8 protein-coding genes are annotated in these 15111 nt (G+C 68.9%); 6 read left to right on the forward strand and 2 right to left on the reverse strand.

Annotated features, from left to right (window positions below):
• Positions 1-126 precede the first annotated feature (126 nt).
• Both BDK92_RS02275 and BDK92_RS02280 read right to left on the reverse strand, forming a co-directional pair.
• A complete protein-coding gene (locus tag BDK92_RS02275) occupies positions 127-621 on the reverse strand; it encodes a GNAT family N-acetyltransferase (protein WP_246016740.1) in 495 nt (164 codons plus the stop codon).
• Between the two features lie 70 nt (positions 622-691).
• Positions 692-1489, reverse strand: a complete 798-nt coding sequence (locus BDK92_RS02280) for a TetR/AcrR family transcriptional regulator (RefSeq protein ID WP_121154130.1) — start codon at positions 1487-1489, stop codon at positions 692-694.
• Positions 1490-1563: 74 nt separating this feature from the next.
• On the opposite strand from BDK92_RS02280, the gene BDK92_RS02285 reads away from it, so the two are divergent.
• The 6 genes from BDK92_RS02285 (at position 1564) to BDK92_RS02315 (ending at position 15026) form a co-directional block, all read left to right on the forward strand.
• Positions 1564-3972 (forward strand): ATP-binding cassette domain-containing protein, encoded by a 2409-nt coding sequence (locus BDK92_RS02285; RefSeq protein WP_121154132.1) that lies wholly within the window; start codon positions 1564-1566, stop codon positions 3970-3972.
• Positions 3973-4079: 107 nt separating this feature from the next.
• Positions 4080-4799, forward strand: coding sequence for a hypothetical protein (locus BDK92_RS02290; protein WP_121154134.1), 720 nt, complete (start codon positions 4080-4082; stop codon positions 4797-4799).
• Positions 4800-5223: 424 nt separating this feature from the next.
• Complete coding sequence (locus BDK92_RS02295; protein WP_246016741.1) at positions 5224-8352, forward strand: glycosyl hydrolase family 95 catalytic domain-containing protein; 3129 nt, start codon at positions 5224-5226, stop codon at positions 8350-8352.
• Positions 8353-8447: 95 nt separating this feature from the next.
• The gene (locus BDK92_RS40050; protein WP_246016742.1) at positions 8448-10577 is read left to right on the forward strand and encodes a ThuA domain-containing protein; all 2130 of its coding nucleotides are present in this window, start codon (positions 8448-8450) and stop codon (positions 10575-10577) included.
• A 41-nt stretch (positions 10578-10618) separates the two neighbouring features.
• Positions 10619-13462 carry a PQQ-dependent sugar dehydrogenase gene (locus BDK92_RS02310; RefSeq protein WP_121154136.1) on the forward strand — a complete coding sequence of 948 codons (2844 nt, stop codon included), beginning with the start codon at positions 10619-10621 and terminating at the stop codon, positions 13460-13462.
• A 76-nt stretch (positions 13463-13538) separates the two neighbouring features.
• Positions 13539-15026, forward strand: a complete 1488-nt coding sequence (locus tag BDK92_RS02315) for a glycoside hydrolase family 99 protein (RefSeq protein ID WP_121154138.1) — start codon at positions 13539-13541, stop codon at positions 15024-15026.
• The last annotated feature ends 85 nt before the right edge of the window (positions 15027-15111 follow it).

Here is a 15111-nt window from a genome sequence, read left to right on the forward strand (position 1 = left end):
CGAAGGAAGTGCCGGTCGTGGGTGAACCGGCGACGAACATCAACCCATGATCAGGATGGGGTCACATGACAATTTGCCGATGGACGATTTTTCCTGACAACAACCACTGTCCTATGTCGAGGCGGATCAGCCGAGCGACTTGGCGAACCAGTGCGCCGCGTACGGGCTGTCGTTGAAGCGCTCCACCTCGACGTACCCGTGCCGGGCGTAGAGCCGGCGGGCCTCGACCAGGTCATGCCGGGTGTCGAGGCGCAGCCGGGACCTGCCGTTGACCCGGGCGGCCCGCTCCAGTTCGGTGAGCAGCCGTGACGCCACGCCACGCCGCCGGGCGCTCTCCGCCACGAAGACCCGGGTGACCTCGCCGAGACCGTCCGGCAGCAGGCGCAGGCCGGCGCAGCCGACGGCCCGCACCCCGTCGGTCGCCACCAGGAACAGGCCGTACGGCGGGGTGAGGTCGTCGCTGGGTTCGTCCACCAGCACGGCGTCGACCTCGGCGGTGGTCGCCGGGCGGCCGTGGTAACGGCCCACGATGTCGTCGTAGTACGCGCGCAGGATCGTGCGGGCGACCTCGCCGTCGGGGCGTACCACCGTGATCAGGATGTTGTTCGGGGTCGACGTCACCGGGTGATGATCGTCCGCCCACCCACCCCACACCACCGCTTTCCCTCACCGGGGCCATTCCTTCCACGCGTCACGGGTGGGGGGTGGTCGCGGCGGCCTCGATGCCGTCGAGCAGGACGGTGAGACCGAAGTCGAAGGTCTCCCTCGCCTCCTGCTCCAGGTAGGGCACGGTCTCGTCGTCCATCCGGAACCCCTGGTCGCTCTCCATCCGGGTCAGCGCCGGGAACCGCTCGGCCAGGTCGGGCGCGACCTCCGCCAGCAGCGCGGAGCGGGCGTACCACCACTCCTCGTCGGACATCCCGGTGGCGGCCTGCGCCTGCCGGGCCTCGGCGACGGTCTGGGCGGTGCCTCGGACGAAGTGGAACAGGGTGCCGACCGTACGTCGCAGTGCCTTCGCGTCGAGGCCGGTCCGGTAGAGGATGCGCACGACTGTCTCCAGGACGACGTACTCGTGCGGGCCGAGCACCGGCCGGGCCTGTGACACCTGAAGCAGCCAGGGGTGGCGCAGGTAGAACCTCCAGAGGTCGCCGGCCCAGGCGGTGAGTGAGGTCCGCCAGCCGTCGGTCTGGTCGTACCCGGTGGGTAGCTCGGCGTGCGCCCGGTCGTACATCAGGTCGAGCAGTTCGCTCTTGCTCGGCACGTAGGTGTAGAGCGCCATGGCGGTGCGGCCGAACCGCTCGCCGACCGCGCGCATGGAGAGCCCGGCCATCCCGTCTTGGTCGGCCACCTCGATCGCGGCGTCCACGATCTGGTCCACGCTCAGCGCGGGTCTCGGGCCGGGGCCGGTCCGCAAGTCGGAGGGGCCCGGGCTACGCCACAGCAGGGCCATCGAGCGGCGCGCGTCGCCCTGACCGGCAAAGACCACCACTTGCAACTCCTTAGCACATAAAGTAACCTCGCGAGGTTATCTTTTTATGTCCTAAGGATATCAGGGGGAACGGTATGGGCTCCGAGCACGTCAGCCACCTGTCGGGAAACGGCAACGGGCCGGAGGGCGGACTGCTGCTGGCCGACGACGAGCCACGCGACGAGCGACCCACAACCGAGGTCACCCCTGGTCAGCGAGGTGAGAGCGGAGTTCCCCACGCGGCCGACAGCCACGAGGTGATCGAGGTTCGGGGCGCCCGGGAAAACAACCTCGCGGACGTGTCGCTGGACATACCGAAACGTCGGCTCACGGTTTTCACCGGAGTCTCCGGATCAGGAAAGTCCTCCCTTGTCTTCGGCACCATCGCCGCCGAATCGCAGCGGCTGATCAACGAGACGTACACCGCGTTCATCCAGTCGTTCATGCCGAGCCAGGGCCGGCCGGACGTCGACGCGCTGCACAACCTGAGCGCGGCGATCGTGGTCGACCAGGAACGGATGGGCGCCAACTCCCGCTCCACCGTCGGCACCGCGACCGACGCCCACACCATGCTCCGGATCATCTTCAGCCGCCTCGGCACCCCGTACATCGGCACCTCGACCGCGTTCAGCTTCAACAGCGCCGAGGGCATGTGCCCGACGTGCGAGGGGATCGGCCGGGTCTCGACCATCGACGTCAACGCGTTGGTCGACACCGAACGGACCCTCAACGACGGAGCGATCACCGCGCCGAACTTCGCCGTCGGTTCCTGGTACTGGCAGACCATGGCCCAGTCGGGACTCTTCGACCCCGACGTCAAGCTGAAGGACTACACCCCCCAGCAGTGGGAGGACTTCCTCCACAAGCCCGCCACGAAGATCAAGCAGGGCACCTTCAACACCACGTACGAAGGTCTGCTGGTCAAGGTGCAGCGGCTCTACCTCGCCAAGGAACGCGAGTCGATGCAACCGCACATCCGGGCGTTCGTGGACCGGGCCTTCACCTTCACCGGCTGCCCGGCGTGCGGCGGCGCCCGGCTGAACGCGGCCGCCCTGGGTTCGACCATCGACGGCCGCAACATCGCCGAGTGCTCGGCCATGCACATCAGCGACCTGGCCCGGTTCGTGGCCGGCATCGAGGACGCCTCGGTACGGCCGGTGGTCAGCACCCTGCGTGACACCCTGGACTCGCTGGTCGAGATCGGTCTGGGTTACCTCAGCCTGGACCGGGAGTCCGGCACCCTCTCCGGCGGTGAGGCGCAACGGGTGAAGATGGTCCGTCACCTCGGCTCCAGCCTGACCGACGTCACGTACGTCTTCGACGAACCGACCGTCGGCCTGCACCCGCACGACATCGCTCGGATGAACGACCTGCTGATCCGGCTGCGAGACAAGGGCAACACCGTGCTTGTGGTCGAGCACAAGCCGGAGGTGATCGAGATCGCCGATCACGTGGTCGATCTGGGACCGGGAGCGGGATCGGCCGGTGGGCAGATCTGCTACACCGGCGACGTGGCGGGGCTGCGGCGTTCCGGGACGCTCACCGGCCGACACCTGGGACACCGGGCCCGGCTACGGGACCGGGTCCGCCAACCGCACGGCCAGTTGCGCATCACCGGCGCCCGGCTGCACAACCTCAGGGACGTCGACGTCGACATCCCGCTGGGCGTACTGACCGTGGTGACCGGTGTCGCCGGATCGGGCAAGAGTTCGCTGATCCACGGCTCGCTGCCCCGCCGCGACGGGGTGGCGGTGGTGGACCAGTCCCCCATCCGGGGATCACGGCGCAGTAACCCGGCCACCTACACCGGGCTGCTCGACCCGATCCGCACCGCCTTCGCCAAGGCCAACGGAGTGAAGGCGGCCCTGTTCAGCGCGAACTCCGAGGGTGCCTGCCCGAACTGCAAGGGCATCGGCCTGGTCTACACCGACCTGGCGATGATGGCGGGGGTCGCCACGGTCTGCGAACAGTGCGAGGGCAAGCGCTTCACCCCGGAGGTGCTCACCCACAAGCTGCGGGGCAAGGACATCAGCGAGGTGCTGGCGATGTCGGTGACCGAGGCGCGCGACTTCTTCGGCAGCGGGGCGGCGCGGGCGATCCTCGACCGGCTCGCCGACACCGGCCTGGGCTACCTCGGCCTGGGGCAACCGCTCACCACGCTCTCCGGGGGCGAGCGGCAGCGGTTGAAGCTGGCGATCCAGATGGCCGAGAAGGCCACCACGTACGTGCTGGACGAGCCGACCACCGGGCTGCACCTGGCCGACGTGGACACGTTGCTTGCGCTGCTGGACCGGCTAGTCGACGACGGCAACACGGTGATCGTGATCGAGCACCACCAGGCCGTGATGGCGCACGCCGACTGGGTGATCGACCTCGGTCCGGGCGCGGGACAGGACGGTGGCCGGGTGGTCTTCACCGGCACACCCGCCGATCTCGTCGCGACCGGTGACACGCTCACCGCCCGGCACCTGCGCGAGTACCTGCGATCGGGCGGCGTCTCCTGAGCCGACCCAGGACGATCCTGCTGGTGCGGTGGGCGGCGCCGCACGGCCGGTTCCGTCCCGAACCGGACCGTTAGGCTCGCCCCGGTTGCCGATCGGAGGAAGTGGCCATGGCCGAGGATCCGGATATCGCGTTGACGGTGGCGCTGGCCGAGTACGAGCACCTGCGCGAGGCGCGCCGGGCGAACAACGACCAGGCCACCGCACGGTTCAACTTCTTCCTGGTGGTAGCCTCGGCCGCGACCGCGGTGGCGGGTGCTCTGATCACCGGCGGGGCAGGTACGGCCACCACCAGCGCGGTGGCCGGGATCGGCGCCCTGGTGCTGCTGCTCGGACTGACCATCTTCGTACGCCAGGTCGAGTTCACCAACCGGGCCCGGCTCTACGCGGTGGCGATCGACTCGATCCGCACCTATCTCGTGCGGCGGGCACCCGAACTCGGTCCGTACGTCGTCATGCCCACTCTGGACGACGATGGCGTCTACCAGGGGCGTCCGCCCGGCGGGCCGTGGCTACGCGACGCGGTCGGCCTCTCCGGCACGATCGGGCTGGTGAACAGCGCCCTGTTGGCGCTCGCCACCGGACTCGGTGTACGGCACGTCGGAGCCGCGTGGTGGCTCGCGGTCACCTGCGGTGCGCTGGTGCTGGGCGGTGGTGCGAGCACGCACGTCTGGTACGTCCGGCGGCGCTCCCGTGCGTCGCACGCGCGGATCCGCGCCACGGTGGAGCGTCGGCATCAGCCGGCCGACGATCCGCCGGTCACGGCACCGCCCAGCGCTCCCCGGGGCGGGGCCACGAGCGAAACACCCCGGGTGCGCTGGACGCCGTAGCTCGTCCGCGACGGGAGCCCGTCGAGGTCGAGCAAGCAGCGGGCACGTCATCGGATGTATGCACGTCCGTCGACCAGCTCCGACCACCACAACAACGGACATCTCCACGCTGTCCCGGTGGCGTGCGGTACCGGTTCCACTACCGACGATCATCGCCATACCGGTCATCTCGAGGGCCTGACCTGGGCCGACAGAACATCGACAGTCAAGGATTGACTAGCAAAGACATCCGATGTTAACTGCATGTGACAGACGTGAGTCCGCTGGGCATCGGGGTCGGATCTTCCGGCCAAGGTGCCCATCGCACTCGCACGTCACAGTCTCGTGGTAGCTCCCCACTTCGGCGGATGGGGAGTGCATGGTCGCACCCGCGTCCCGTGGCACGAGACTCATCGGTTCGAGCGATCTAGAGGGGATCGTGTCGATGAAGATGAGTACGCCGACCCGTATCGCCGCCGCCGCCCTGCTTCTGGTCGGCCTGGCGGTCAGCGGAGAGAGCAGCCCCGCGCAGGCGTCACCGACCGACGCCGCCTTCAACTCCGGCACCGGGGCACTCAACGTCAACTACGCCAACTATCTGTCCAAGCACGACATTGTCTACAACCGCCCGAACACCAACCCGTTGCACGGCCTCACCGTCGGCAACGGGCGCACCGGGGCGATGGCGTGGAACCAGAACGGCCTGACCATGCAGGTCTCCGGCGTGGACCTGTCGCAGCAGTCGACGTACGCGGCAGGCAACGTCAACCTGTTCAGCAACCCGCAGATGGACACCGGGTACACCACGTTCCAGCAGCGGCTGTCGCTCTATGACGGAACGCTGACCACGAAGTACGACAGCAACCGCACGGTGACCGTGATGAGCTCGCCCAACTCCGAGGTGATGGGCATCCACGTCGAGGACACCCGCCCCGGGGTCACCAGCGTCGGGCTCGACCTGAGCCTCTGGGACCCGAACACGGTGCAGAACATCGCCGACGTACCGGACCTGAACACCTGGCGCACGTACTCCACCTTCGCCGACACGGCCGGCGTCGGCATCAGCCGGGGCCAGACCGACCCGAACAACTTCGGCTACACCCTGGCCGCCACCGTCGAAGGCGCGAGCTACACCTCGCAGGTCGTGGGCGGCAGGCAGGTACGGCTGAACATCACCCCGACCTCCAGCTACACGATCTGGTTCACCGCGGCCAGCCGGATCAACTCCCCCGGCCTCAACTCGGTCACCCAGGCCCGCAACCAGCTCGCCTCGGTCAAGAACACCGGGTACGGCACCACGCTGAACAACTACCGCAACTGGTGGCACGCGTTCTGGGAGAAGTCGTTCGTCCAGTACTCCAACTCCGCCGGTGACGCCGACTACCTGGAAAACGCCTACTACCTCGCGACGTACATGATCGCCGCCGGCGGCTACGGCAACTACCCGATGCACTTCATCAACGGCGTGTTCCGGGCGACCCAGGACCAGAGCAAGTGGAGCAACGGCTACTGGTACTGGAACCAGCGTGACGTCTACAACTCGTTCTACGCCTCGAACCACACCGAGCTGATGGGCGGGTTCAACCGGCTCTACAGCCGCAACCTCGCCGCGCTCAAGGCGTACACCACCACCCGGTACGGCAGTGACGGGCTCTGGGTGCCGGAGACGATGGGCTGGGACGGCAACGCCCGCGGCACCATCAACAGCGACTACGTCAACGACCTCTACTCGACCGGCACCGAGGCCGCCTACAACATGTACCTGCAGTACCGGTACACCAACGACGAGAACTACCTGCGCAACACGGCGTACCCGTACATGCGGGAGGCGGTGAAGTTCTACGAGGACCGGCTCTCGGTCGACGGCAACGGCCGCTACTACATGGCGAACTCGAACTCGCACGAGACGTACTGGGACGTACGCAACGCGATCACCGACCTGGCCGCCGTACGGCTACTCTTCCCGCTCACCATCTCCGTCAGCAACCAGCTCGGGCTCGACAGCGGACTGCGGGCGAACTGGCAGAACATCGTCAACAACCTGGCGCCGTACCAGATCCAGAACGGCGCGTACCTGCCGCACGACCCGCCGATCTCGCAGACCCGCAACAACGAGAACGTGGCGCTGGAACTCGTCTGGCCCTACGACCAGACCGGGATCGGCTACCCCGACCAGCAGACCGCGATCAACACGTTCAACGTGCGGCCGCACCCGTACGGCAACGTCTGGTCCAACGACCACGTGCACGCGGCGCGGCTCGGCCTCGCCGACCAGGCGTTCCAGGGCATGCGGACGATGTTGCAGAAGTACCAGAACTACCCCAACGGCATGACCAACAACACCAACGGGGTCTTCGAGTACCTGGGCATCCACCTCGCCGCGATGAACGAGTCGCTGATGCAGAGCTACAACGACAAGATCCGGGTCTTCCCGGCGATCCCGTCGGGCTTCGTCGGCAAGTTCACCCTGCTCGCCAAGGACGGTTTCCTGGTCAGCTCGGAGCGCGAGTCCAACGAGACCAAGTACGTCGGGCTCAACAGCCTGTACGGCAAGCAGGCCCGGGTGGTCAACCCGTGGGGCACCCAGGAGGTCCGGGTCCGGCGTACGTCGGACAACGCCATCCTGACGACCAGCTCGGCCGGCGAGATCACCTTCGCCACCGCGGCGAACGCGGTCTACGTGCTGGAGCGGACCGCCAAGCCGCTGGCCAACTACAGCTCGACCACCCTCACCGGGACCGCCAACCAGGGCGCCAAGACCCTGCTCAACACGGCGTCGACGCTCGGCCTCGGCGGTGCCGGCAGCGGCGGGCTGGTGAACAACACCCTGCTCACCTACGACGCCGACTGGCACCTGACCACCGCTCGCGGATACGGCGACTACAACGACGACACCCACCACACCAACACCGTCGGGGCGACCGCGTCGTACACCTTCACCGGCACCGGGGTGGAGTACCTCTCCGAACGCAACGGCGACATGGGCAACGTCGACGTCTACATCGACAACGTGTTCCAGGCCAACGTGAACCTGTACGTCAGCGGGGCACGGCAGGCCCAGGCGGTGGTCTACAGCAAGACCGGCCTGGCGAACGGCACCCACACCATCCGGATCGTCAACAGGGCGACCTCGGTCGGCATGGTCGACGCGCTGCGCATCCTGGCCGGTGGCACACCCCCGCCAGCCACCGGCGGCACCGCCATCCGGGCCGAGGCCAACGGTCAGTACGTCACCGCCGGCAGCACGCCACTGATCGCCAACTCGGCCACCATCGGCGCCACCCAGCAGTTCGACCTGGTCAGCCTCGGCTCCGGCAACGTGGCACTGAGGTCACGGGCGAACTCGATGTTCGTCTGCGCCGAGAACGCCGGCGCGGGCGCGTTGGTCGCCAACCGTCCGACGGCCGGCTCGTGGGAGACGTTCGCCCGGGTCGACAACCCGGACGGCACGGTGAGCTTCCGGGCCACCGTGAACAGCAATTACGTGACCGCCGAGAACGGCGGCGCGGAGGCACTCATCGCCAACCGTCCCGCGATCGGCCCCTGGGAGAAGTTCAACCTGGTCGCCAGCTAGCGCGCCCACGCCACGAACCCCGGGCGGGACCGCCCGCCCGGGGTCGGCTCCGCCCTCCCACCTGCCCCGCCAGTCCTGTGCGAAGGAGCACATCCATGCGCGTCCGTGCGCTCTCCACGGCCCTGAGCCTCACCCTGGTGGCCGCCGCCGCCCTGGTCGGGGCGAGTCCCCCCGCGTCGGCGGCTCCCCTGGCCAAGGTGCTGGTCTTCTCGAAGACCGCCGGCTTCCGCCACTCGTCCATTCCCAACGGCATCGCCGCGATCCAGCAGCTAGGTACCGCGAACGGTTTCACCGTCACCGCGACCGAGGACGCCGGCCAGTTCACCACCGCCAACCTCGCCCAGTACCAGGCCGTGGTCTGGCTCTCCACCACCGGTGACGTACTCGACACGGCACAGCAGAACGCGTTTCAGGCGTACATCGCCGCAGGTGGCGGCTATGTCGGGGTGCACGCCGCCGCCGACACCGAGTACGACTGGGCCTGGTACGGCGGTCTGGTCGGCGGCTACTTCAGCTCCCACCCGGCGACCCAGCAGGCGACCGTACGCACCGAGGACCGGTCGAACGTCTCCACCGCCCACCTGCCGCAGAACTGGACCCGCACCGACGAGTGGTACAACTACCGCGCCAACCCCCGGGCGAACGTGAAGGTCCTGTCCAACCTGGACGAGTCGTCGTACAGCGGCGGCACGATGAACGGCGACCACCCGATCACCTGGTGCCAGAACTACGGCGGCGGGCGGGCCTGGTACACCGGGCTCGGCCACACCGAGCAGACCTACACCGAGGCGAACTTCACCCGGATGCTGCTCGGCGGCATCCAGATCGCGGCCGGGGCGAAGCCGGCGGACTGCCGGCCGGAGGTCGGCTACACCGCACTCTTCGACGGCACCCAGGCGAGCCTGAACCAGTGGCGGCAGGCCGGACCGGGCGGCTTCACCCTGGCCGACGGCACGCTCACCTCCAACGGCGGCATGGGCCTGCTCTGGTACCCGGTCCGCACCTTCGCCAACTACTCGCTGAAGCTCGACTGGATGATGCCGGGCGACGACAACGGCGGCGTCTTCATCGGCTTCCCGGACCCGCAGGGCGACCCGTGGCAGCCGGTCGACGCCGGCCACGAGATCCAGATCGACGCGACCGACGCCGACCCGTCCCGGACCACCGGCAGCGTCTACAGCCTCCAGGCGCCGGACACCGCCGCGCGGGCCGCCGCGCTGAACCCGCCCGGCTCGTGGAACACGTACGAGATCGGCGTACACGGGCAGCGGGTGGAGATCTGGCTCAACGGCGTGAAGATCAACGACTACACCAGTACCCGGAACATCGCCAACGGCTACATCGGCGTGCAGAACGACGGCGCCGGAATGGACATCAACTACCGCAACATCCGGATCAGGACCGACGGTGGCGACCCGCCGCAGCCGCCCACCACCGACCTGGCCCAGGGCAAGCCGACCGCCGCCTCCAGCGTCGAGCCCGGCAGCCCGCACGTGGCCGCCAACGCGGTCGACGGCAACAGTGGCACCCGCTGGGGCAGCGCGCACGCCGATCCGCAGTGGATCTCCGTCGACCTCGGGGCCTCCTACGCGCTGAACCGGGTCCGGCTCAACTGGGAGGCGGCGTACGGGCGGGCGTACCAGATCCAGACCTCGCCGAACAACAGCACCTGGACCACCGTCCACTCGACCAGCACCTCCGACGGGGGCGTGGACGACGTGGCGCTCACCGGCACCGGGCGCTACGTCCGGGTGAACGGCACCACGCGGGGCACCGCCTGGGGCTACTCGCTCTGGGACCTGTCCGTCTACGGCACCCCGGTCACCGGCACCCCGACACTGCTCTCCTCGGGCCGACCGACCGCCACCTCCAGCGTCGAGCCCGGCAGCGCGCACGTGGCCGCCAACGCGGTCGACGGCAACACCGCGACCCGTTGGGGCAGCGCCTACGCCGATCCGCAGTGGATCTCCGTCGACCTCGGCGCCACCCGCTCACTGAGCCGGGTCCGGCTCAACTGGGAGGCGGCGTACGGGCGGGCGTACCAGATCCAGACCTCGCCGGACAACAACACCTGGACCACCGTCTACTCCACCACCGCCTCCGACGGCGGGATCGACGACATCACGCTCACCGGCACCGGCCGCCACGTCCGGGTCCACGGCACCCAGCGGGCGCTGACCCCGTACGGCTACTCCCTCTGGGAGCTCGAGGTCTACGGCGCCTGACCCACCCCCTCCCCGCCCCCGCGCCACCCGAAAGGAAGCCGATGTCCCCCACCCGTCATCGCTGGTCGCGCCTGCTCGTCGCGGCCACGGTCGCCGCGGCGAGCACCGCGCTCACCGTGGCCGCCGCGCCGAGCGCGGCGCAGGCAGTGGTCATCCCCGCCGCCGACTACCAGCAGGTTCCGCTCGCCACCGGCTCCGCCGAGATCGGCGAGGCCATGTCCCTGGCGGTGCTGCCGAACCGCTCGGTGGTGCACACCGCCCGCAACGGCACCGTCCGGGTCACCGACGCCGCCGGCAACACCAAGGTCGCCGGCACCCTGCCGGTCTACACCCACGACGAGGAGGGGTTGCAGGGTGTCGCCGCCGACCCCAACTTCGCCAGCAACCGCTTCATCTACCTGTACTACTCCCCCACCCTGAGCACACCCGGCGGGGACGCCCCCACCACCGGTACGGCGGCCGACTTCGAGCCGTGGAAGGGACACCTGCGGCTGTCCCGGTTCACCCTGAACGCCGACGACACGCTGAACATGGGCAGTGAGCGGATCATGCTCCAGGTCAACAACGACCGGGGCCAGTGCTGCCACGTCGGCGGAGACATCGACTTCGACGCCGCCGGCAACCTCTACCTCAGCACCGGCGACGACACGAACCCGTTCGAGTCCAACTCGTACACCCCAATCGACGAGCGGACCAACCGCAACCCGCAGTTCGACGCCCAGCGCTCCTCGGGCAACACCAACGACCTGCGCGGCAAGGTGCTGCGGATCAAGCCGCAGGCGGACGGGACGTACACCATCCCGGCCGGGAACATGTTCGCGCCCGGTACGGCCAACACCCGGCCGGAGATCTACGCGATGGGTTTCCGCAACCCGTTCCGGATGAGCGTCGACAAGCCCACCGGCGTCGTCTACCTCGGTGACTACGGTCCGGACGCCGGTGTCAGCGACGCCAACCGGGGACCGAGCGGTCAGGTGGAGTTCAACCGGATCACCGCGCCCGGCAACTACGGCTGGCCGTACTGCACCGGTACGAACACCACGGCGGAGACGTACAACGAGTACACCTTCCCCTCGGGCCCGTCGCAGGCGAAGTACAACTGCACCGGCGGCCCGACCAACAACTCGTTCCGCAACACCGGTCAGACCACGCTGCCGCCGGCCAAACCGAGCTGGATCCGGTACGGCGGCGACGCGGGCTCGCCGCCGGAGTTCGGTGGCGGTTCGGAGTCGCCGATGGGTGGCCCGGTCTACCGGTACAACGCCTCTTTGAACTCCCCGGTCAAGTTCCCGCAGTCGCTCGACGGCCAGTTCTTCGCCGGCGAGTACGGCCGCCGCTGGATCAAGGCGGTCGCGGTCAACTCCAACGGCACCCCCGGCGAGATCTCCGCCTTCCCGTGGACCGGGACGCAGGTGATGGACATGGCCTTCGGCCCGGACGGGGCGCTCTACGTGCTCGACTACGGGACCGGGTCGAACAATCAGGCCCTGTACCGGGTCGAGTACATCGGCGGCGGCAACCGGAGCCCGGTGGCGGTCGCGTCGGCGAACCGCACCTCCGGCCCGAACCCGCTGACCGTCACCTTCTCCTCGGCCGGCAGTTCCGACCCGGAGGGTGGGGCGCTCTCCTACCTCTGGACCTTCGGCGACGGCACCACCTCCATCTCGGCGAACCCGACGAAGACGTACACCGCGAACGGGACCTTCACCCCGACGTTGCGGGTCACCGACCCGACCGGGCTCTCCGGCACCGCGAGCCTGGTGATCACCGTCGGCAACACCGCGCCGGTGGTGAACCTGCAACTGCCGGCCGACGGGCAGTTGTTCAACTTCGGTGACACCGTCCCGTTCACGGTCAGCGCCAGCGACGCCGAGGACGGCACGATCAACTGTGCCCGGGTGACGGTGACGTACTCGCTGGGCCACGACAGCCACGCCCACCAGATCACCTCCAGGACCGGATGCACCGGGACGATCACCGTGCCGGTCGACGGCGAGCACGACACCGCCGCGAACATCTTCGGCGTCTTCGACGCCACCTACACCGACAACGGCGGACTCACCTCGCGCAGTACCAGGACGCTGCAACCGAAGCACCGGCAGGGTGAGCACTTCGGCGCCCAGTCCGGCATCCAGACCGCCGACCACGCCGCCGCCGAGGGGGGCCGGACCGCCGGCTTCGTCGACAACGGCGACTGGATCTCGTACCAGCCGTACCTGCTCGGCAACGCCACCCAGTTCACCGCCCGGGTCTCCTCCGGCGGGGTCGGCGGAACCATCGAGGTACGCACCGGCTCGGCGACCGGCACCCTGCTGGGCAGCGTCGCGGTGGCGCCGACCGGCGGCTGGGACACGTTCACCAACGTCACCGCCAACCTCTCCAACGTCCCAACCGGCAGTACCACGCTCTACCTCGTGTTCAAGGGTGTCACCGGGCAGGGCAACCTGTTCGACGTGGACGCGTTCACCTTCGTCACCGGCACCGTCGCCACGCCCACGGTGATCAGCCTGCGGGCTCGGGTGAACACCTCGTACGTCGCCGCCGACAACGCCGGCGCCGCACCCCTGATCGCCAACCGGACCGCCGTCGGCCCCTGGGAACAGTTCGACCGCCTCGACGCCGGCAACGGCACCATCGCCCTGCGCGCCAAGGCCAACGGACTGATCGTGAGCGCGTCCGGCGGCACCGCGCCACTGATCGCCAACGCGACCACCATCGGCACCTGGGAGAGGTTCCAACTCGTCAACAATACCGACGGCAGTGTCAGCCTCCGCGCCACCGCCAACAACATGTACGTCGCCGCCGAAGGCGCCGGCGCCCAACCCCTGATCGCCAACCGCGCCGCCATCGGCGCCTGGGAACGGTTCGACCTGATCACCAGCTGACCGCCGGAACCCGGTGACCGGTGCGGGCGATCCACCGCCCGCACCGGTCCGGCCCCGGCGACTACGGAGGAACGACATGCACCCGATCACCCGCTGGGCGCGCACCGCCCTGGCGTCCCTGCTGCTCGTCGCAGCCGGGATCGCCGGCGCCCCCGGCCCGGCCGCGACGGCGTCACCGCGGACCGCCGCGGAGCCGACGGCGGCGGCACTTGCCGCGCCCGCGCAGAACGTCCACATCTTCTACTACTCCTGGTACGGCAGCCCAGCCGTCAACGGCAGCTACCGACACTGGCAGCAGGGCGACCACACCCCGCCGCAGGACGTCGGCGCCAACTTCTACCCGACCCTGGGCGCGTACGACTCAGGCGACGTCAACACGATCAACCAGCACATGGCCTGGATCAGCCAGGCCGGTGTGGGGACCATCGTCTACAGCTGGTGGGGGCAGGGGTCGTACGAGGACAACCTGACCGCGCGGGTGCTCACCGCCGCCGCCCAGTACGGCCTCAAGGTCGCCTGGCACCTGGAGCCGTACACCGGACGGACGGCGGCCAGCACCGTCGCCGACATCAACTACATCAACTCCCGGTACGGCTCCAGCCCGGCCTTCTACCGGGACGCCGCGAACGGCAACCGGCCGGCGTTCTACGTCTTCGAGAGCCTACGGATCACCGACTGGTCCGCGCTGGCCCAGGTACGGGCGAACAACATCGTGCTCGCCCAGACCACCGACACCTCGAAGGTGGCGAACTTCGGCGGGATGTACACCTACGACGGCATCGCCGGGGCGACCGCGCCGGGCTGGGCGAACGCGGCGGCGTACTGCGAGGCGAACGGGTTGGTCTGGGCGCCCTCGGTGGCCCCCGGATATCTCGACGACCGGGCCGTGCCCGGCAACACCACACCGACCCTGGACCGGGACAACGGCGCCGCGTACGACCGGCAGTGGAGCAACGCGCTCGGTACGCCGACCCGCCCCGACTGGGTGTCGATCACGTCGTTCAACGAGTGGCACGAGGGTTCGACCATCGAACCGGCGAGCGCCAACCCGCCGGCCGGGCACGGCTATCTGACCTACTCCGGCGCGTACGGGCGGACCGGGGTGTCGGCGGAGACGGCGTACCTGGACCGGACCCGGTACTGGGTCGAGCAGTTCAACCCGGCCGCGCCGACCAGCCCGGTGATCAGCCTGCGGGCTCGGGTGAACACCTCGTACGTCGCCGCCGACAACGCCGGCGCCGCACCCCTGATCGCCAACCGGACCGCCGTCGGCCCCTGGGAACAGTTCGACCGCCTCGACGCAGGCAACGGCACCATCGCCCTGCGCGCCAAGGCCAACGGACTGATCGTCACCGCGAACGGCGGCACGGCACCGCTGATCGCCGACAAGACCACCATCGGCACCTGGGAAACATTTCAAATCGTCAACAATACCGACGGCAGTGTCAGCCTCCGCGCCACCGCCAACAACATGTACGTCGCCGCCGAAGGCGCCGGCGCCCAACCCCTGATCGCCAACCGCGCCGCCATCGGCGCCTGGGAACGGTTCGACCTCATCACCTAGCTGACCTGCGTCAACCGTGACTCGTGCGGGCCAGCCGACCCCGCGCGCCGCTGCCGCCGCGATGAGGCCGACGCCTTGTCGCGGC

This window comes from Micromonospora pisi, assembly GCF_003633685.1.
Lineage (GTDB): Bacteria > Actinomycetota > Actinomycetes > Mycobacteriales > Micromonosporaceae > Micromonospora_G > Micromonospora_G pisi.

What these genes read in the sequence shown, in the direction of transcription:
- BDK92_RS02285 (WP_121154132.1), top strand. Translation starts at nt 1,564, where the DNA reads ATGGGCTCCGAGCACGTCAGCCACCTGTCGGGAAACGGCAACGGGCCG.
- BDK92_RS02310 (WP_121154136.1), top strand. Translation starts at nt 10,619, where the DNA reads ATGTCCCCCACCCGTCATCGCTGGTCGCGCCTGCTCGTCGCGGCCACG.
- BDK92_RS02315 (WP_121154138.1), top strand. Translation starts at nt 13,539, where the DNA reads ATGCACCCGATCACCCGCTGGGCGCGCACCGCCCTGGCGTCCCTGCTG.
- BDK92_RS40050 (WP_246016742.1), top strand. Translation starts at nt 8,448, where the DNA reads ATGCGCGTCCGTGCGCTCTCCACGGCCCTGAGCCTCACCCTGGTGGCC.
- BDK92_RS02295 (WP_246016741.1), top strand. Translation starts at nt 5,224, where the DNA reads ATGAAGATGAGTACGCCGACCCGTATCGCCGCCGCCGCCCTGCTTCTG.
- BDK92_RS02290 (WP_121154134.1), top strand. Translation starts at nt 4,080, where the DNA reads ATGGCCGAGGATCCGGATATCGCGTTGACGGTGGCGCTGGCCGAGTAC.